The 19,763-nt window shown below is 57.5% G+C and carries 18 protein-coding genes; 11 read left to right on the top strand and 7 right to left on the bottom strand.

Annotated elements, in window-relative coordinates; all coding sequences use genetic code 11:
* The 4 genes from QGH30_03730 to QGH30_03715 all read left to right on the top strand — a co-directional run bounded on the left by QGH30_03730 (position 1) and on the right by QGH30_03715 (position 6,116).
* Positions 1–1,455, top strand: a complete 1,455-nt coding sequence (locus QGH30_03730; protein MDP7021444.1) for a PAS domain S-box protein — start codon at positions 1–3, stop codon at positions 1,453–1,455.
* Positions 1,455–2,573, top strand: a complete 1,119-nt coding sequence (locus QGH30_03725) for an FIST N-terminal domain-containing protein (GenBank protein MDP7021443.1) — start codon at positions 1,455–1,457, stop codon at positions 2,571–2,573. The genes QGH30_03730 and QGH30_03725 overlap by 1 nt, the downstream gene beginning before the upstream one ends.
* Positions 2,573–3,790, top strand: a complete 1,218-nt coding sequence (locus QGH30_03720; protein MDP7021442.1) for an HD-GYP domain-containing protein — start codon at positions 2,573–2,575, stop codon at positions 3,788–3,790. Before QGH30_03725 ends, QGH30_03720 begins: the two co-directional genes overlap by 1 nt.
* 64 nt (positions 3,791–3,854) lie before the next feature.
* On the top strand, positions 3,855–6,116 hold the full coding sequence (locus QGH30_03715) for a YCF48-related protein (GenBank protein ID MDP7021441.1): 2,262 nt from the start codon (positions 3,855–3,857) through the stop codon (positions 6,114–6,116).
* On the opposite strand, the gene QGH30_03710 is transcribed toward QGH30_03715, so the two are convergent.
* From QGH30_03710 to nadA, 3 genes are all read right to left on the bottom strand, one after another.
* Entirely contained in the window at positions 6,113–8,533 is a 2,421-nt protein-coding gene (locus tag QGH30_03710) for a hypothetical protein (GenBank protein MDP7021440.1), read from the bottom strand. The two genes, QGH30_03715 and QGH30_03710, sit on opposite strands and share 4 nt — an antisense overlap.
* Before the next feature lie 183 nt (positions 8,534–8,716).
* Complete coding sequence (locus QGH30_03705) at positions 8,717–8,947, bottom strand: hypothetical protein (GenBank protein ID MDP7021439.1); 231 nt, start codon at positions 8,945–8,947, stop codon at positions 8,717–8,719.
* A 31-nt stretch (positions 8,948–8,978) separates the two neighbouring features.
* The gene (gene nadA, locus QGH30_03700) at positions 8,979–9,926 is read right to left on the bottom strand and encodes a quinolinate synthase NadA (GenBank protein MDP7021438.1); all 948 of its coding nucleotides are present in this window, start codon (positions 9,924–9,926) and stop codon (positions 8,979–8,981) included.
* A 139-nt stretch (positions 9,927–10,065) separates the two neighbouring features.
* Between nadA and QGH30_03695 the strand changes: the two genes are divergently transcribed.
* The 6 genes from QGH30_03695 (at position 10,066) to QGH30_03670 (ending at position 15,628) form a co-directional block, all read left to right on the top strand.
* Positions 10,066–10,503 (top strand): CBS domain-containing protein, encoded by a 438-nt coding sequence (locus tag QGH30_03695; protein ID MDP7021437.1) that lies wholly within the window; start codon positions 10,066–10,068, stop codon positions 10,501–10,503.
* A 146-nt stretch (positions 10,504–10,649) separates the two neighbouring features.
* Positions 10,650–11,828 (top strand): Re/Si-specific NAD(P)(+) transhydrogenase subunit alpha, encoded by a 1,179-nt coding sequence (locus QGH30_03690; protein ID MDP7021436.1) that lies wholly within the window; start codon positions 10,650–10,652, stop codon positions 11,826–11,828.
* Positions 11,828–12,115: an NAD(P) transhydrogenase subunit alpha gene (locus QGH30_03685; GenBank protein ID MDP7021435.1), complete on the top strand. Its 288-nt coding sequence runs from the start codon at positions 11,828–11,830 to the stop codon at positions 12,113–12,115. Before QGH30_03690 ends, QGH30_03685 begins: the two co-directional genes overlap by 1 nt.
* Positions 12,116–12,130: 15 nt before the next feature.
* Complete coding sequence (locus QGH30_03680) at positions 12,131–13,531, top strand: NAD(P)(+) transhydrogenase (Re/Si-specific) subunit beta (protein ID MDP7021434.1); 1,401 nt, start codon at positions 12,131–12,133, stop codon at positions 13,529–13,531.
* An 82-nt stretch (positions 13,532–13,613) separates the two neighbouring features.
* Positions 13,614–15,245: an NAD-binding protein gene (locus QGH30_03675; protein ID MDP7021433.1), complete on the top strand. Its 1,632-nt coding sequence runs from the start codon at positions 13,614–13,616 to the stop codon at positions 15,243–15,245.
* Positions 15,246–15,253: 8 nt separating this feature from the next.
* Positions 15,254–15,628 (top strand): hypothetical protein, encoded by a 375-nt coding sequence (locus tag QGH30_03670; GenBank protein ID MDP7021432.1) that lies wholly within the window; start codon positions 15,254–15,256, stop codon positions 15,626–15,628.
* Between the two features lie 44 nt (positions 15,629–15,672).
* Here the strand turns inward: QGH30_03670 and QGH30_03665 are convergent, their stop codons facing one another.
* The 4 genes from QGH30_03665 to QGH30_03650 all read right to left on the bottom strand — a co-directional run bounded on the left by QGH30_03665 (position 15,673) and on the right by QGH30_03650 (position 18,232).
* On the bottom strand, positions 15,673–16,206 hold the full coding sequence (locus tag QGH30_03665) for a TlpA disulfide reductase family protein (protein ID MDP7021431.1): 534 nt from the start codon (positions 16,204–16,206) through the stop codon (positions 15,673–15,675).
* Between the two features lie 162 nt (positions 16,207–16,368).
* Entirely contained in the window at positions 16,369–16,668 is a 300-nt protein-coding gene (locus QGH30_03660) for a metalloregulator ArsR/SmtB family transcription factor (protein ID MDP7021430.1), read from the bottom strand.
* A gap of 89 nt (positions 16,669–16,757) precedes the next feature.
* The gene (locus QGH30_03655; GenBank protein ID MDP7021429.1) at positions 16,758–17,357 is read right to left on the bottom strand and encodes an acyltransferase; all 600 of its coding nucleotides are present in this window, start codon (positions 17,355–17,357) and stop codon (positions 16,758–16,760) included.
* Positions 17,354–18,232 (bottom strand): LysR family transcriptional regulator, encoded by an 879-nt coding sequence (locus QGH30_03650; protein ID MDP7021428.1) that lies wholly within the window; start codon positions 18,230–18,232, stop codon positions 17,354–17,356. Before QGH30_03650 ends, QGH30_03655 begins: the two co-directional genes overlap by 4 nt.
* A 93-nt stretch (positions 18,233–18,325) precedes the next feature.
* Here QGH30_03650 and QGH30_03645 point away from each other — a divergent pair, with 93 nt between their 5' ends.
* The gene (locus QGH30_03645; protein MDP7021427.1) at positions 18,326–19,636 is read left to right on the top strand and encodes an inositol-3-phosphate synthase; all 1,311 of its coding nucleotides are present in this window, start codon (positions 18,326–18,328) and stop codon (positions 19,634–19,636) included.
* Positions 19,637–19,763: the final 127 nt, after the last annotated feature.

Below are 19,763 nucleotides of genomic sequence, written 5' to 3'. Positions count from 1 at the left end.
ATGTGGATACTTAGTAGCGATCCCGAGAGAAGAGTTCGGGAAGATCTGGAAGACCAGCTTCGCGCCGAGCGAGCCGCGTTCAAGATCATTGCGGAAAGCTCCTTGGGAGACTTTGACTTGGTGGGCTTGTGCCAGCAGGTTCTCAATGGTCTTCTTTCGACACTTTCCCTGCAGTTCGGTACCCTGCGCCTCTATGACCCCGACAGAAAAGAACTGAAACCGACAGCGATTTCGGGTCTTTCCACCCGTCTGGCCAACCGGATGGCTCCTTGCCGGGAACTGGATGATCGCCGGTTTACCGCGGCTTGGGTCGCCCGCAACATGAAGCCGATTTTCGCTCCCCGGGTTCGAAATCACTGGGTCTACGAGAAGTACCGCGAGCGCATGGATGAACTGCGTATCCGGGCCCTGCTTTCCTACCCGCTCATCGGTTCCTCGGGTGACTTGCTGGGTGTCCTTCAACTGGTTCACCGAAAACCCATCAGTTTGAGTGAAAACGATCGCCACTTCTTTGTGACGGTGGCCGACATGACCGCTACGGCGATTGAAAGCAAGCAGCGGGAATTGAAGCTTCAGAAGAGTGAAGAAAAGACCCGCGCCCTCCTCAGCGTCATGCCGGACCTGATGTTTGTCGCGGATCGCAATGGCATGATCCTCGACTTCAAACCATCCAAACGCCTGGAACTCCTCATGCCCTCTGAACAGTTCATGGGACGCAACATGGACGATGTGCTTCCGCGGAAGGTGGCCAAGAGGTCTCGCGGGTACATGGAGAAGCTCTTCGAGACGGGAGAAATGCAGGTCTACAAGTTCAGCTTCATTGTCAAGGGAGGTCGCGCGGAACTGGAAACTCGCCTGGTCAAGACCGGGGAGGATCAGGTTCTGGCCCTGGTTCGGGATGTGACGGCTCGCCGCCGTGCGGAGAAAGCCCTTATGGAGAGCGAGGAAAGATACCGGGGTATGATTGAGAAGCAGGGAGAAGGGATCGCGATTGTCGATGCGAGTGAACGATTTTTCTTTGCAAATCATGTGGCGGAAAAAGTCTTCGGAGTTCCCGAAGGAAGTCTCAAGGGACGAAGCGTTTTTGATTTCGTAGAAGCGGAATCCAGGGAAGGGATTCGAGAGGAGACCGCCCGGCGGATTCAGGGACAGCGAAGCACCTATCCCCTGACCATCCTGCGTCAGGACGGGGAGAAACGGCATCTTCAGATCACGGCCACTCCCTGGATGGATGAACAGGGCAATTTCTCCGGATCCTTCATCATTTTTCGGGATGACAGTGACCGGGTTCGAGCAGAGGAGCAGGTGGAAGAGAAAGTCGAGGAGCTCGAGCGTTTCTATCGTCTCGCCGTGGAGCGGGAACTGAAAATGGTTCAACTGAAGGCTGAGGTCAATGAGTTGAGCCGGAAGTTGGGCAAGGAAGCACCCTACAGGATTCAGGAGGAGGAACTCTAATGCGCATTGAAGTGGATCGAAGCGGTACGCTGGAAGCCCTGTCTGAAGTCCTTTCCAGGATGCAGAAAGACCCGGAGGTGAAGGGAGTTCTTCTCCTGTCCTGTGATGCAAACGGATTCAATCCTCCGGAACTGGATCCCCTCCTGATGAGGGACCTGCCGATCTTTGGCGGTATCTTTCCGGAGATCATTCACGGAAGAGAGAAACTGGAGAAGGGCAGCATTGCTCTCGGGCTTCCGACGGCTCCCCGGATTCATCTGCTACGGGGACTGAGCGACATGGAGGCCGACTATGACGAGCTTCTCGATGAAGCCATTCCGGATCTGGGCACTGCCCGAACGGCGGTGGTTCTTGTCGATGGTTTCGCCAAGCGCATTGCGGCTCTGGTGGACAGTCTCTTCAATGTCTTCGGTCTGGAAATCAACTATGTAGGCGGCGGTGCCGGCTCCCTGTCCATGGTGCAAAAGCCCTGTCTCTTCACTCCCCAGGGATTCGTGGAAGATGCCGCTCTTCTGGCTCTTCTCGATCTTCAAAGCGGAGTGGGTGTGTCTCACGGATGGGAGTCCGTAGCAGGGCCATTTACCGTGACAGAGGTGGACAGGAATGTGATTCACACCCTGAACTGGCGCCCGGCTTTTGAGGTCTACCGGGAAGTGGTGGAAGACCACGCTGCCGCTTCGCTCAGCGAGGAGAACTTCTTCGACCTGGCCAAGCACTACCCTTTCGGGATCAACAAGATCGACACGGAGCGCATCATTCGGGATCCCTTTAGCGTCGGGGAGGGGGGGAGCCTGATTTGTGTGGGAGAAGTTCCCCGAGACTCCCTGGTAGACATCATGAATGGAGAATCGCAGAATCTGGTTCGAGCAGCCGCCACGGCTCTTGAGCTTGCTCGGGACGACTACGAAGGCGGCCCCGGACCCCGACAGCGGATCTTCATGGATTGCATTTCCCGGACACTTTGTCTGGAAGAGGGCTTTTCGAAGGAACTCGACGCGGTCTATGAAGAAGGAAAGCCGCTGGTGGGGGCTCTTACCATCGGTGAAATCGCAAACAGCGGGCGCGACTATCTGGAGTTTTACAACAAGACGGCAGTTGTTGCTGTGCTGGAGGGCTAATGGAGAGGCTGGACCAGCAAATTCGGGTACTCCTCTACGAGTATTCCATGGCGATTGGTGCCGATCTGGAACTGAAACCCATGCTGCGTTCCAGTCTGTCTATTCTGATGAGGCACCTGAACTGCTCCGGGGGCGTGGTTTTCCAGTTTTCCGATCGGGAAGAGGAGGATCTGGAACCTGTGATCTCCATTCCCAGAAACCTCTGCCACACATCCCGGTCTGATGACATTCGGGCGATGCTGCTGAAGAAAAGCAGGACGGAACAGGTTCCCGACCTCTTCCTTCCGGAGGGCAATGAATCCGCAGACAGTTCTTCTTATGTGCTGCCTCTGTCTGACTTCGGCTATCTGGTTCTGTTCAAGAGCGGGGAAAGACTTCGGGAGCAGATCCTCAAGAGCCTTCAGCCCATGAACCGCAAACTTGCGGCTGCTTGCCATGCCTGTGTCCAGGCGGAGGCGACGGGTCGAAGCCACCAGGAGATGCTGCGTGCTCACCGGGAACTGCTTTCCAAGACCAGTGAGCTGGAAAGTAGTCGTATGGCTTTGCTCAACATGATGGAAGACATGCGAGGCAGGGATCAGGCGCTCAAGGAAAGCTACGAGGGTCTCAAGAGAGCGATGATGGGAACGGTGGAAGCCATGGCCGTGGCCGTCGAGCATCGCGATCCCTACACGGCGGGTCATCAGAAACGGGTCGCCCTGCTGGCCGAGGCCATTGCCCGGGAGATGGGACTCGACCTTCATACAATCGAAGGCATTCGCCTCGGAGCTACGGTTCATGATCTGGGCAAGATTCGTGTCCCCGCAGAAATCCTCAACAAGCCCGGCCGACTGACTCCCCAGGAGTTCGAGATCATCAAGATCCATCCCGAGGCCGGCTATGAAATCCTCAAGGGGGTCGATTTCCCCTGGCCCATCGCTGAGATCGCGCATCAGCACCAGGAGAGGATGGATGGGTCCGGCTATCCGCAGGGCCTGATCGGCGAAGAGATTTGTTTGGAGGCAAGAATCGTTTCCGTTGCCGATGTCTGCGAAGCCATCTCCTCCCATCGCCCCTACCGCCCGGCCCGGGGACTGGAGGAGGCGGTCGAACATCTTCGGGAGTATCGGGGAGTCTGGTTCTACGCAGAAGCCGTGGATGTTTGTCTCAAGCTTCTGGGCAAGGGTTTCCGCTTTGACCAGGAGGGCGCCGAAGGTCTTTGGGCCCCCGCGTCCTGATTGCTGCCACTTCTTCCCCTTTTTTTCTGTGCTATACTGAAGCCTCTTTCATCCGGAGGTCATGATGCGCGCTTTCCTGTTCTTTCTTGCGATATCGCTTGCTCTGTCGGCTTCTGAGTGGGACTGGCTTGGCGGAGGAGTGATCCGTTCCATTGAAAGTCCTGCTCCCGGCGTGCTGGTGACGGCTGAAGACGGAGGGCGCGTCCGCTTTATTGAAGACTACGGAGCAGTTCAGACTTTTCTCGATACGGGGGACGAACGCAATCTCCACGCCCTCTGCCTGCTCGGAGCCGATCATGCCTGGGTGACCGGCGGCATGGGCGGCGGCTGCGGGAACACGGCCCCTGATTCTCTGGTCGATGGCACTACCCTGCACACAGCGGACGCGGGGGCCAACTGGACAAAGCTCGCCAACCCGAACCTTCCCGATGAAAGAATGCAGTGGGAGGCCGTGGGATTTGTCAGCCCGGAGAACGGGGTCGTAGCAGGCTGGCAACATGGAAGCCAGAGTGGCGCGCCGCGCTGTGATGTCTGGACGGTCAACCGTGTGTCAGCGATTTATCACACCAGCGATGGTGGGCAGAACTGGAACAGCGCCTTGCGCTTCGTGGGTTCAGACGCCTGGTTCACGGATGTTGAATTCGCCACAGCCGCCTGTGGCTGGGCAAGTCGCACCTATGCCAGCTTCGGCACGGATGAAAGACTGTACCGGACTCTCGATGGGGGTGCTTCCTGGACCCCGGTCACAACGGGCCTGGACACGGGACTTCGTGGCATGGTGGCCGTCAGTGCGAGCTATGCGATTGCCGTGGGCGATCAGGGACACATTCTTCGTACCGTCGATGGGGTGAACTGGTCGGAATCCCCGAGTCCCACGACGACGAAACTCATGGATGTCGATGCGCGGGGCAACATGGCCTGGGCGGTGGGAGAAAACGGGGTCATTCTCAGAAGCGAGGACACGGGAGCAAGCTGGACACAGGTGACATGCCCAGTGCCTAGTAAGCTCCGGGATGTTTCCGCAGCTTCAGAATCCGAGGTCTGGGCAGCCGGAGAATTCGGAGCCATTCTCTTGAGTCTCGACGGAGGACTGAACTGGGATATCGTCGAGATCGCTCCGGCGGCCACTTCTCTCTACGCAGTGGAAGCTGCCCCTTCGGGCAATGTCTATGCTGCGGGATTGTATGGCAAGGCCGTCCACAGTGCTGACGAGGGAGAAAGCTGGACGGAGATCACCGGCCTGGAGAACACGCTGAAGGCCATTGATTTCCCCTCCCCTTCGATTGGATGGATTGGGGGAGGCATGAGTGATGCCGCCTTCCTCTGGAAGACCGAAGACGGGGGAAACAGCTGGACAGCGCAGGATCCCGGCCCTCGAGCCGTCCGCGCGCTGGACATTCATGACACGCTTCATGGCTGGGCTCTCACTTCGGTGGATCCCTATACGACCCGACCTCGCCGCACAGTAGACGGAGGAACTACCTGGACGAACCTGGGCGACCTGACGACCGCACGCGGCAAGGATCTTCGTTTCCTTACAGAGGATCTGGGTTTCGTGGCAGGCGAGCGTCCTCCCGAGTATGGAGCAAAGGGTCGTGTCTGGCGCACGACCAACGGAGGCGCCAACTGGGCGACTGTTCACAATGAAGTGGACTACGACTTCATCCGCTTCGATGTCGTTGATGGGGAAGCAGGCGGTCTGGTTGCGGCCATCGGCTACTCTTGGATGGTTCCGCCAGAACGCGCTCTGCTGGTGCTGAGCCGTGACGGAGGAAACACCTGGGAGCATGCCCTGAGTGTCACCGGATGGGCGGGCGATGCCCTGGTCCTTCGCGGCTCGGAGATCTGGGTTGCGGGAGGCGGCGGGCGAATCCTCTACAGCCAGGACAACGGACAAAGCTGGACACCCGAACGAAGCCATGCGACCGAGCGGATCTACTCCATGAGCATGAATCCGGAGAGTGATGCCATCTATGCTAGCGGCATCAATGGGCTCCTGCTTCGAAGAGCCATCAGTCCGCCCACGGCCGTGGACCTGCCCATGGAAGCAGGACAACTCCGCATCTCTTCACTCATGAATCCCGGTAAGGGTAAACTCCGTCTTCGGATCTTTGGAGCTTCCGCTGGACTCTGCCGGATGGAAATCTACGATGTTCAGGGACGGCTTCAAAAGAGCATGGAAATCCTGCGAAGCCGCGAGGGTGGTTTTGATCTTCTCTGGGACGGAAAAGATGCAGGAGGACGCAATGTTTCCGGGGTCTTTCTTGCAAAACTCCGGGACGGAGCAGGCCGGGAAGCTTCGATCAAGTTGACCCGACTGCACTAGCGAAGCAGGATGAGCTTGCCACTGACGGTTTCATGACCGCTGCGAAGTCGAAGGAAGTAGACACCGGAGGCGACTTTTTTCCCCCTCGCGTTTCCTCCGAACCAGCGAAGCTGTCCTTCACTGGCCTGCCAGTGGGAGATTTCCCGATGGAAGACCCTTCGCCCTCTCGGGTCGAAGACCTCCAGTTCCAGGGCAGCAGGCTCCCTCATCGCGAAACGAATGCTGGCACTGTTTCCATTCCATTCCAGTCCGAGGAGTCGAAGACTGTTTGGCGCAGGAGGATCTCCGACTCCGGTGAAGTCCAGAGAGTCGGTGTCGAGGCTCCAGAACTGGATGCCGGCCGTGCAGATGCCTAACTCGCGGGTTCTCAGGGGATGGAACTTCAGTCTGTGAACGCCCTGGTGCTCGATCGGGGAATCATAGAAGAGATAAGACCAACGCTCGTCTCCCTCCCGGTTGAACACCCAGAGTCCCATGGATTGGAGGAAGCGATAGGAACTGAGTCCTGCATAAACGATGTCCGGGTTGTCGGGGTCTACACAGAGGCTTCGCACATCCGTTAGATTCCGGCTGGCATCCAGGTCACTCCAGTCTTCCCCGTAAAAGGGAATCCCGAATCCGAAGTCCCCGCGAGTATCATTCGCGATGACTTCCCATTCCTGCGGTGCGTTGAATGGATCCGGGCATCGGAATACTCCGCCGTCGCCCATGCTTCCCGGTCCCTGGCTTCCCGCATAGAGTCTCGATCCATCTTCTGACTGGGCCAGGCACTGAAAGTTTCGCCAGTCGCCTTCCAGCCCGAAAACCAGTTCCCAGTCCGGATCGTCCCGGGATTCCAGCATGAAGATTCCCCCGGCCAGATCGCCGCCGGGAGTCTTGATAAACTCGGTGGCCAGAAAGATCCTGCCGCTGGCCTCATGATGGAGAATGTCTCTTCCCGAAGCATTCCAGCCAATGGGAAGGTCCAGCCCCGTGCTGTGTTCTGTCCACTGCCACTGATCCGGCGCCTGCCATTCCCCTCGAAGAACCCCGATATGCGCCAGACTGGCTCCGGCACCCCAGGCGATGTCCGACTCGAGGAAGGGGGCGAAAACGACACTGTCTCCGGCGAAGCAGAAAGCGGGAATGAACTTGTTTTCCGTATTCAGGCTGCGGGTGATGTTCGTCCAGTTGAAGCTTTCTCCGGGAGGGGCCAGCATGATCTTGCTGGGCGCACCATGATGCGTGAGGTCTGAGCAGAGGATGAAGAGGGCATCTTCGCCACTGCCCTGCCAGTCCTGCCTTACTTCGATGTCTGCGGTTTCCCGATTGTAGGCTGCGTCCGTGTCATAGGTGGTTTCCCGATCCAGTTCCGGGTAGAACCATCGAAAGCCATCGAGCGATGCATCCTCACTGATCAGGGTGCCAAGGTCGGCGCAGCCGAGAACCACCCGTCCGTCGCTCAGGTAGTCGATGCCCTGACTGACCAGTTCGTCGAAGCCGCGGCTGTGGGCGAAGCCAGCCGTGACATCCGTGTAGCACTGTGTCCAGTGGTGTCCCCCGTCTTCGCTTCGATGAAGTCTTCCCTGAAAGGAGATCAGGAGGCAGTCTGGATTCATGCGAGAGATCATGGGCTGAAAGTCGATCTGTCCTGCCCAGAGAGTCACCCAGCCGGGGTCCAGTGCAGACCAGTTTCCGAACTCGTCTTTTTGCCAGAAGGCATCGTCAGACTCTTTCCAGGCCTTGTGCATCCAGGTGCAAGTGTTGCCGTTTTCTGATGGCGAGATTTCCGCACGATAGAGACCGCTGAGATCGTTACTGCCGGCTCTTCCGCTGAGAAAGAGAATGTCGGGTTCGCTTCCTTCTCCCTCGATGGCGCTGAGATAGGCAAAGCCCAGGTTTCCGGAACTTCCCGTCTGGGACATCGTCAGCCCTTGGGGGTCGAGGGGAGTGTCATCGCCGAGGAACTGCCAGTCGAGAGCTCCGCGCACATCGCTCAGGCGATAACATCCGCTGGCAGTTGTCGAGCCGGGATCGCGGGCCAAGACCGCATAAAGGGCTCCGCGTTTTGACATCTGCAGTCCCCAGCACTGGAGCCCGTATACGGAATAGGCCTCGTCGGCAATGCTCTGCCAGGTGGATCCATCGTGGAGGAAGATTCCTTCGGGGGTTCCCACTGCACAGTAATTGATTCCATCGAGCTTTCGACAGGCCACCGCTCTGGCCGTGCCGAATCGACAGTCCCCGAGAGGCTGGGGCTTTGCATCGAGGTCACGGGGATCCAGAGTCCAGACACTCCATTGATCCGTCGGCCCGTTTTCAAACTGCTGAAAGAGGGAGTCCTCGATGCCGGGGTAGTATTCCCACTCCTCCGTTCTTCCCCATCGACAGCGACCGCTTCCCATGACCAGAAGATCCTCTTCGAGATTCAGATCCATGGTCAGGAAGGAAAGACGCTGGGGCCGGTAGTAGGAGAGATCCCGGAATGCGTACTCCGAATTCGGAGTGATGAGTTCCCATTCGCCATCATCGGGGGCGCGATAGATTCCGCCTCTTGTGGCGGCGTAGAAGCCGGTCCACTCAGCGCTGGAAACGCCGACGATGTCATCGACATAATTCGTTCAGGCATTGTCGATGTTGGCAAGACCCCTGTTCCAGATGTACCAGCTCTCGCCCGCATCATCGCTCCGACAGATCCCGTAGGTATCCGGGGCAATGAGCATGACTTCAGGATCGTGAGGATGGAAGGCCGCGCCGTGGATACGCCCGGCTCCGCCGGCTCCATGAGGAGTGAGGGCGGAGGCCAGAACCAGGGCCGGCAAGAGAGATGCAAGTAACAAGGCCTTAAACATGGACGATTATAGCATGATTTCGGATTTCAGGCTAGAGAGCCAGCATGCGCTCCAGCGGTAGAAGGGCTTTTTCCCGGAGTGATTCCTTCATCTCGATGCGAGGCTCCATGTCGCGAAGACAGCGGTAGAGCTTCTCCATCGTGTTGAGCTTCATGTAGGGACACTCATTGCAGGCGCAACCGCCTTCCTCATAAGGGGCCGGGACGAGAGTTTTTCCCGGCGCAAGCTTCTGCATCTGGTGAAGGATGCCGGTCTCCGTGCCCACGATGAATTCCTCTGCTTCATTCGACTGCACAATATCAAGAAGCTTCTTGGTGGAACCCACGAAATCAGCATGGCGAAGAACGGCTTCCTCGCATTCGGGGTGGGCGATAAACAGGGCCCCCGGTCGCCGGGCTTTTTCCTCGAGGATCTTTCTTTCGCTGAAGGTCTCGTGAACGATACAGGTTCCCGGCCAGAGTTCCATGTCGCGACCCGTCTGCTTGATCAGCCAGGCACCCAGATTCTTGTCGGGCACGAAGAGGATCGGCTGGTCTTCAGGAATGGAGCGGACCACTTTTTCCGCATTGGAGGAAGTGCAGATGAGGTCGGCCTGGGCCTTGGTCTCGGCCGTGCAGTTGATGTAGGCGATCACGGCGTGATCCGGATGTTCCGCCTTCCAGGCGGCCAGATCTTCTGCAGGGCAGGAGTCGGCAAGAGAACAACCGGCCTCCATGTCCGGGACGAGAACCGTGCTTTCGGGGTTCAGGATTTTGGCCGTCTCGGCCATGAAGTGTACGCCGGCGAAAACGATCACTTCTGCCTTCGCCTTCTTTGCTGCTTGAGCAAGGGCCAGGCTGTCACCCAGTTCATCGGCCAGATCCTGAATCTCTGATTCCTGATAGTAGTGAGCCAGAAGAACGGCATTGCGTTCCCGCTTCAGGCGCTGGATCTCTTCCTCCAGATGGAGTGTCGGATCAATCAGGGTCTCGGGGTTCATGGCATCCTCCTGTGAATAATGTAGCGAAGGTGATTCGGATTACAAGACCTCCTGCTCCTTGTGAAAAAGTAAACGCCCTTCTTGCTTGCTTTTGAATGGAAACGGGCACAGGCTTTCATCAAGATTCTGGAGGTGAATCATGGCAAAGGTAAAAGATGTGCTGTCCAAGAAGGGGCGCGAGGTTCACTCCATTCGCGAGACGGATTCCGTGAGTGACGCTGCGTTCCTGATGAACCGTTATCGAATTGGCTGTCTGCTTGTTCTTGCAGAAGAGTCCGTGATCGGGATTTTCACGGAACGGGATATCCTTACCCAGGTGGTGGCACCGGGACGGGATCCGGAGACGACGAAGGTGAAGGACGTGATGACCTCCCCGGTGGCCGCTTGCGGACTGGACACGGAACTCGAGGAATGCCGTGCGGTGATGACCGAGAAGAGGATTCGCCATCTTCCCGTGGTTGAAGAAGGCAAGCTGGAAGGGATCATCGCCAGTGGAGATATCATGGCCTGGGAGGCCGTGGCCAAACAGGAGACCATCGACTACCTCTACGACTATCTCTACGGCAAGCAACCCTAGAGAAAGCAATCACTTGCGGCCCCGGAACCGAATCCGGTTCCGGGCCTTTTCCCTCTTGTGTTTTCAGCCCCTTTGATCTTGATTGCATCCGTTCATCACTTAGAAACGGATGCAGCTTGCGTCCGCCAAATCCTTGGAGGGAGCGTATGATCTTAGGAGTTCCCAGGGAAACATATCCTGGAGAGAACCGGGTTGCGCTGATTCCCGCATCGATTCCAGTTCTGGCGAAGGCCGGCATGGAAGTTCTGATCGAGCAGGGTGCGGGCCTCGCAGCGGGCTTTACGGACACCGAGTATTCGGACAAGGGCGCAAAACTGGTCGCCCGCAATGAGGTTTTCGAGAAAAGCGAAATCATCCTTCAGGTGCGTTCCTATGGAGCAAACCAGGAGGCCGGGAAGACGGATCTTGCAGACCTTCGCAAGGGACAGCTTGTGATTGGAACGGCCGATCCTCTCGGGGAACTGGACGCAGTGAGCGAAATTGCAAAGACGGGTGTTACTGCCTTTGCACTGGAACTCGTCCCGAGAATCACCCGCGCCCAGAGCATGGACATTCTATCGTCCATGGCCACGGTCGCCGGTTACAAGGCCGTCCTCATGGCCGCTGACCACCTGCCCCGGATGTTCCCGATGATGATGACCGCTGCGGGCACGATTGCCCCTGCTCGCGTCTTTGTCATTGGTGCGGGAGTTGCCGGACTGCAGGCCATCGCCAGCGCGAAGAAGAACGGCGCGAAGGTGACGGGCTACGATGTCCGCCCTGCGGTGAAGGAACAGGTCGAGAGTCTGGGAGCCAAGTTCCTGGAACTCGAACTCGAAACTTCCGACTCCGAGGACTCTGGTGGCTATGCCAAGGAACAGACGGAGGAAACACGCCAGAAGCAGCAGGAGATGATGGCCCAGGCCATTGCCGACAGCGATGTTGTGATTACCACCGCTGCGATTCCCGGCAAGAAGTCTCCCATGCTGATCCCGGCGGAAGTCGCCCGTTCGATGCGTCCCGGCAGTGTCATCGTGGACCTCGCTGCAGAGCGGGGGGGCAACTGCGAACTGACGAAGCTCGATGAGACCGTGGTCGACAACAATGTCACGATCCTCGGTCCCGGGAACCTTCCGGCGACGGTGCCTTATCACGCGAGCCAGATGTTCGCGAAAAACCTGGTCACCTTCCTCCAGAACATGGTGAAGGAAGGCGCACTGGACCTGAACATGGAAGACGAGATCATTGCCGACACGCTCTTGACGCGCGACGGCGATGTCGTAAACCCCCGTCTTCGCGAAATGATGGGCCTTTCCAAGGCCGCCCAGGAAGGGAGTGATGCCTGATGGACCTGATTTCCATTCTCACCCTTTTCGTGCTGGCGATTTTCGTCGGTTTCGAAATCATCACCAAAGTTCCGCCGACCCTGCATACGCCGCTGATGAGCGGTTCTAATGCGATCAGCGGGATTACGGTCGTCGGTGCCATCCTGGCAGCAGGTGCGGTCGTCAGTCCTGAGGACTCTCAACTCGTCACCTGGCTGGGTCTGGCCGCTGTCATCTTTGCAAGCATCAACGTGGTCGGTGGATTTATGGTCACCCATCGCATGCTGGCAATGTTCCAGAAGAAATAGGAAGGAGAGACCACAATGTTGAACAATATGATTAACCTGGCTTATCTGGTCGCCTCCATCCTCTTTATTCTGGGGCTGAAGGGACTGACCCATCCTCGCACAGCGGTGCGGGGTAATCAGACTGGCGCATTCGGAATGCTACTGGCCATCGTGGCTGTTCTCTTGACTCGCGGTCTGGACTACCAGTGGATTCTGGTCGGCCTGGTCATTGGTGGGGGCATCGGTGCCCTGCTCGCCAAGCGTGTCCAGATGACGGGCATGCCGGAACTCGTCGCTCTTTTCAACGGCTCTGGGGGTCTTGCCTCCATACTCGTTGCGGGTGCTGCCGTGTACTATCCGGCCATTGCGATTCCTGAGGGAGCGACTTTTTCCCAACTGATGCAGGCCAATGTCGCCACGGGCGTGGCTGGCATCATCGGCGGAGTGACCTTCTTCGGAAGCATCATTGCCTGGATCAAGCTCTCCGAGAGAGCTCTCGGCGGGAATATGTCCTTTCCCGGGCTGAAGATTTTTAATGCTCTGGTCTTTGTCGCCGCAATCGTCTTTGCGGTTCTTTATGCCATGGATCCGAGTCAGGTTCTGTACTACTGGGCTCTCGTGGCTCTTGCCTCCGTGCTGGGCGTGACGCTGACGATTCCCATCGGCGGTGCGGACATGCCCGTCGTGATCGCCCTGCTCAACAGCTACTCCGGGCTGGCCGGTGCGGCCACGGGTTTCGTTTTGAGCAACAGTGTCTTGATCATTGCCGGGTCGCTGGTCGGAGCCTCCGGACTGATTCTGACGGCGATCATGTGCAAGGCCATGAACCGCTCCCTGGCGAATGTCCTTTTCGGCGTGATGGCCGAGGGCGAAATCGCAGATGCGGATGAGGTTTATGCGGGCAAGATCAAGGCGACCAGCGCAGATGAAATCGCCATGCTTCTTGATGGTGTGCAGCGCGTGGTCATCGTTCCCGGTTACGGGATGGCCGTCGCACAGGCTCAGCACGCAGTGCGCGACATGGCGAATCTGCTGGAAGGCATGGACATTCAGGTCGAGTACGCAGTTCACCCCGTTGCGGGTCGCATGCCCGGGCACATGAATGTTCTGCTGGCAGAGGCCGATGTGCCTTATGAACAGCTCAAGGAAATGGACGAGATCAACCCCAGCCTCGAGCAGGTGGATCTCATCTTTGTTGTGGGAGCAAATGACGTGGTGAACCCCGATGCTCGCACCAATCCTGACAGCCCGATTGCGGGGATGCCGATCATCAATGTGGATCTGGCTCGCACGGTTGTCGTGATCAAGCGTAGTTTGAGTCCCGGGTTTGCGGGAATCCCGAATCCGCTCTTTGCCATGGACAATACGCTCATGTTCTTCAATGACGGAAAGAAGGCCTTCGAGGAGATCTCGGCGGCCATCAAGGAGAACATGTAGTTCTCTTTCCTACTTGCCGGGTCCTTCGGGACCCGGCTTTTTTTTGCATGGACTTTGTCTGCCCGCAGGCTAGGATCCCTGCATGAAACGATCGACCCGCCGACTGCTGCTTTTTCTGGCGCTCCTCTTCGGCAGTGCCCTTCTGGCTTCCCTGTTCTACATGCTGGGGATGCGTTTTCTCGAAGGGGATCCGCGAAGTTTCTGGCGAAGCCTCATGACGGTGGTCGAGTCCCTGACCACCACGGGCTTCGGGTCGGACAACCAGTGGTCTCATCCACTGATGAACCTCTATGTCATCGGCATGCAGATCCTGGGACTTCTTCTGGTCTTCCTTTTCTTTCCCCTCTACCTGATTCCCGCACTGGAAGAGCGTTTCCAGAGTCGACTGCCCGTCGATGCGGAAGATCTTAGCGAACATGTCATTCTCTTTCCCTTTCGACCTGCGATTTCCGTGCTTCTCAGAAATCTCGAGCAGAGTGGAGTGCCTTCCCTGATTCTGGAAAGTGATCCCCGGGAAGCTCGCAGGCTTCAGGAGGAAGGTCATCGCGTTCTTTACGGGCGTCTTGAAGAGGGAGTACTGGAGGCAGCCGGTCTTTCCCGGGCGCGTGCCCTGATTGCCGCAGGGCGCGACGACCAGAATGCGGCCATTGCGCTGATGGCACGACAGCAGGGTTTTCAGGGAGATGTTCTCTCTCTGGCTGAAAAAGCGAGTCACCGCAGAGCCCTGATTCTGTCCGGCTGTACGGATGTGTTTACTCCCGGTGAATTGCTGGCCCAGGCGCTTGCCACTCGGGCAAGCGAAAAGGTAAAGCCCACTCTGGAAGGGGTGCAGCAGATTGGACGCCATGTGGAAATCTGCGAGATCCGGGTGCGCCCCGACAGTGAGATCGCAGGCAAGACCCTCGAAGAAAGCGGTCTCGGGGCAGAAAGCGGCGTTCATGTGATCGGGCAATGGCGGGGAGGTCGCCTGCAGACTCCCGCAAGGGCAGACACGGAGATTGAGGCTTTCGGGGTTCTGGTGGTGGCCGGGAACAGGGAGAGCATCCAGAAGCTGGAGTCCAGAGCGGGAATGGCGCGTCCCCTGAAGCGCAAGGGGCACTTTATCGTGGCTGGATATGGAGAGGTGGGAAGAAGTGTGGTGGATTCTCTTCGGGAGGCGGGAGAGTCCGTCCGGGTAATCGACCGCAGGCAGAGTGAGGGAGTGGATCTTGTGGGAGATCTTCTGGAGCCCGAAACCCAGGAAGCGCTGGATCTGGAAAATGCGCAGGGCATGGTAATGGTGCTCGATGAGGACAGCAGCACGCTCTTTGCCACGGTGATGATCCGGGACATGAGTCGCAGGCTTCCCCTGATCGCAAGAGTCAATGAGGTGAGGAATGTCGAGCGCATTCACCGTGCCGGTGCGGACTTTGCCCTTTCTCTCAGTCAGGTTGCAGGCCGGATGCTGGCCAGCCGTCTTCTGGGGGAGGAAGCCATTGAAGTGGATCCCCAGCTTCGCGTTTTGCAGGTGAAGGCCGGGGGTTTGGCTGGGCAGGAACTCGGAGAGCTGGATCTTCGAAGCAAAACGGGATGTTCTGTCGTTGCTGTGGAAAGAGGCGATGAAGTGCTAAGCCGCTTCGGAAAGGGATTCCGTTTCGAAGAGGGGGACGCGATTTTTGTTTGCGGAAGCTCCGAGGCACTTTCGAAGTACCGGCAACTCTATCTGGAAGGATAAGGAATTTGATGAAATGGCTTCTTCTGTTCTCGCTTGTCTTGGTCTTGTCCTGTTCCGCCCCTGAAAACGAATGGCAGGAGGGTTCCTCTTTCCAGGCGAACATCCAGCCACTATTCGACATGAACTGCACGCGATGCCATGGCAGTTCCGGGGGACTGAACCTCGAGTTTTCAGAGAGCTATTCAGAACTTGTGGGGGTGCAGAGTGCCAACTGGATGGGGCTTCGGGTCATGGCCTATGAGCCGGATTATTCCGTTTTGTATCTCAAAGTAAGCGGGGCGGCCGGATACGGAAATCAAATGCCGCCGAACGGGGCTCTCCTGAGCAGTTCCGAGATCGGAAGTATCCGTGCCTGGATTGAGGAAGGGGCCTTGGCAAATTAAAAGGGGCGGCACAAGGCCGCCCCCGACTGCAATCTTCGACTCTCTTACTCTGTTTCGTCGGAGGGAATCTCCGCAAGAAGACCTTCGATGACATTGCGGATCTCTGTCATCTTCCGGGGATCAAAGCCCACGGCCGCGTAGGCCACGGTTCCATCGGGAGCCACGATCACCGTGGTGGGAATACTACTGGCACCGTAGATCCGGGCCACTTTCGCACCCACATCGATGAGAGCCGGGAATTCGCTCCCCTGCTTCTTGATGAACTGCTTGGCAGGCCCCTCGCTTCGGTCAAGGCTGATCGCCAGAACTTCCAGCCCCTGTTCAGAATATTCCTCGTAGAGTTTCATCACTTCGGGAAAAGCGCGGCGGCAGGGTCCGCACCAGCTGGCCCAGAAATCGAGATAGACCACGCTGCTGTCCTGCAGGGCAGAAAGCGTGTATTGCAACTCTCCGTCCAGATCCATCAGGGTGAAATCAGGGGCAGGTTTGCCGACTTCTGGAAGCTGGGCAAGGGCTGGCGCAAACCAGAGGCTACCCAGGAGCAGGGTGAGGGAGAGGACTCCGGGGATTCTCTTCATGGTAACTCCTTTAATACGATGGGGGTTCGGGTAAACACGATCCTGCATATTAGTTCTCCTGCCGGATGCTTTCAAGTCTCGCCAGCAGATCCACAGAATCATGCATGGTCTGACTGAATCGCTGGCGGATCTGTTCGGCGGACTTTTCATCAATGATGCGGTTCATTCCTGTTCTCCTTCGCGGCTCTTGCCGCATTGGGGGTCGTTTTCAAGAGTGTCCAGAATGGGGCCCACGAGGTTTCGATCCAGGGAGTAGCAGAGCTTCTGTCCCGATCGGCTGACTCGAACCAGACCCTTGTCCTTCAATATTCGAAGGTGCTGGCTGACATTGGATTGACGGAGTTGAAGCTTTTCCTCGAGATCCTGGACGCAACGCCCTTCCTCCCTGAGAAGGCAGAGGATGCGAAGCCGGGTAGGGTGGGCCAGAGCCCGAAGCTTCTCACTGGTTCCTTCAATGTCCATGGCCACTCCTGAAGATCAGTTCATTCGCATATTCGAATACAATGATACATAAAACAGCCCCTTCTGTCAAGAGGGGCGGGAAGTTTCTGCTAAGAGCTTGTGGGGTCGTTGTTTACAGGTTCCTTGTCCCAGTCGTCCCAGAGCTTCATGAGGGCTTCCCGGCGCTCTTTTTCTGCGAGATGGCGCACAGACATCATCTGGGCGACCTTCTTCTCCCGATAATCCTCGAGGCTCATCAGGGGCCTGCAGGGGACTCCCGCGGCCACGGTATTGGGAGGGATGTCCTTGCTCACAACGCTTCCTGCGCCGACCACGCTGTTGGGACCAATGGTCACGCCTGGCAGGATAATGGTGTTCATCCCGATGATCGAGTTGTCCTTGATCTCGATGGGGGCGAAGACATCGATTTCGGGAATGTCCTTGCGGATTGTCCAGACTCCGCCGTCGTGGGTAATGAAGCGGACGCCTGCGGCCATGGAGCATCGTTTGCCGATTCTGATCAGATAAGGCTCGGAGCCGAAGGTGAAGTGGACATCCTTGCTGACAATGCGGGTTCCCTCGCCAATCTCGACTCCGCACTCGCGAAAGTATGGGGCGATGGAATCCATGTCGTAGCGGGACAGACGCAACTTGAGCAACAGGTTGCGGGAGACCCGAAAGACAGAACGAAGGAAGTGCATGATCTTCATGCGCGCACCTTTGCAAATCCCAGCCCTTTCTTCAAGGTTTTCTCGCTTTCCTCCAGAAAGGTGCGGCAGGCGGGAGAAAGGGATTCCGGATCAGGGTGAAGCAGGTAAAGGGGCCTCTGCAGTTTCAGGCTCCGGGGGCGAAGGCGTCGGAAGCCCCTTTCCCCGGACCAACGCTGCAGGAGTCTGCGGGGGAGAACCGCACGCCCCAGTCCGCTGCGGACCAGTTGCAGGATTACTTCCGGTCGGTCGATTTCCATCAGGACCGGGAAGGGGATTCCCTGTCTGGCAAAGGACTCCTCCAGGATTTCCCGGGTCACGGAGTTCCGGGGGTAGCTGATGTAGCCTTCCGGGTCTTTCTTGCCGGCGGGCGCAATGATGCACATTTCATCATGGCCCAGGGAAAAGGAGTTCATTGCCTCGGGCTCTTCCCTTGAGAAGAGAATGGCAAGATCCAGTTTGCCGCTCTCCAGTTCTTCCCGGAGCCGTCGGCTTCCCCCCACCTGCACGGAGATCTCGATTCCGGGATAGAGGGTTCTGAAGCGCTGGAATAGCCGGGGGAGAAGATCAAGAGCGGCGACATCCACGGCCCCGATGGAGAGCTTTCCCCTCTGAAGCCCGCTCAGGCTCTCGACAAGTTCCGCTCCCTTTTGCAAAGCCTCCAGCCCCTGACGGGCCCGGGGCAGGAACAATTCCCCCGCTTCGCTCAGCCGGAGCTTTCCGCGCCTGCGCTGCAGCAGGCCTTCCCCCAGGGACTCCTCCAGTCGGGCGATGGACTGGCTGACCGCGGACTGGCTGAGATAGAGCTTCTCAGCGGCCAGGGTGAAGCTGCCCTCCTCGGCAAGAGCAAGAAAGGCCTTGAGTTGGTGCAGTTCCATGATCCTCCATTAGTGTCACTTATGAAGACTATTAGAGAAATGAGCTGTAATTATCAAGCGAATCCTGCAATTCTGCAGGAAAAGGAGAGTGCTATGTCGAATTCAGGGATACAGCCTTCAGAGGGACGCTTGGGCGTCTTGACTCCTGGCCTGGGTGCCGTTTCCACGACCTTCATTGCGGGCGTTGAACTGGCGCGCAGAGGTCTGGGTCATCCCATCGGGAGTCTCACGCAGATGGGCCACATCCGTCTTGGAAAACGCACGGAAGATCGTTCACCTCTCATTCGCGACTTCGTGCCTCTTGCGAACATGGAGGATCTGGTCTTCGGAGCCTGGGATCTTTTCGAGGATTCCGCCTACGACGCGGCCATTCACGCCGGCGTCCTGCCAGGCGAAAAACTGGAGTCCATCCGCGAATTTCTTGAAGGGATTCATCCCATGCCGGCGGTCTTCGACCAGCGCTATGTGAAGAAGCTCAGCGGCACTCATGTCAAGGAGGGTGCGAACTGGATGGAACTCGGAGAGCAGCTTCGCGAGGACATCCGGAATTTCAAGGAGAAGAATGGCTGTGAGCGCCTGGTCATGGTCTGGTGCGGGAGTACGGAGATCTTCCTCGAACAGACGGAGGTCCATCAGAGCATCGAGGCTTTCGAGAAAGGAATGGTCGAGTTCAGCGAGGAGATCTCTCCCAGCATGGTCTATGCCTGGGCAGCCCTGAAGGAAGGTGCCCCCTATGCCAACGGTGCGCCCAACCTGAGTGCTGACTTTCCCGCCTTGGTGGATCTTGCGAAACAGAATGGTGTTCCCATTTGCGGCAAGGACTTCAAAACGGGGCAGACCCTGATGAAGACCATCCTGGCGCCCGGATTCAAGGCGCGGATGCTGGGCCTTTCCGGCTGGTTCTCGACCAATATCCTGGGAAACCGGGACGGGGAAGTTCTCGATGATCCTGAAAGCTTCAAGACCAAGGAAGAAAGCAAGCTCTCGGTTCTCGACTCGATTCTCCAGCCGGAACTGTATCCCGAACTCTATCGCGACCTCTATCACAAGGTTCGCATCAACTACTATCCGCCAAGAGGGGACAACAAGGAGGGCTGGGACAACATCGACATCTTCGGATGGATGGGGCAGGCCATGCAGATCAAGGTGGACTTCCTCTGCCGGGATTCCATTCTTGCCGCACCCATCGTTCTCGACCTTGCTCTCTTTCTCGACATGGCGTCCCGTGCGGAGATGAGCGGTATTCAGGAATGGCTGAGTTTCTACTTCAAAAGCCCCCAGGCTGCCGAAGAACTCTATCCCGAACATGATCTCTTCATCCAGCTCATGAAGCTGAAGAACAACCTTCGGCATCTGCAGGGGGAAGATCTCATCACTCACCTGGGAACGGAGTACTACGACTAGGGATTTCAGGCGCGATGGAATCTGCCAGCTGCAAGGAATCTGGCCGATGTCGCCCCCCGGCGGCTTTCCAGGAGTTTCACTTCCTTCCCCATGGTCTCTCAGGAGGGGAGGGTCTTTGACTTGCAAG

The organism is Candidatus Krumholzibacteriia bacterium (assembly GCA_030748535.1).
GTDB lineage: Bacteria > Krumholzibacteriota > Krumholzibacteriia > JACNKJ01 > JACNKJ01 > JASMLU01.
The sequence above is the reverse complement of the archived record's forward strand: the minus strand, read 5'-3'. Positions and strand labels throughout refer to the sequence as shown.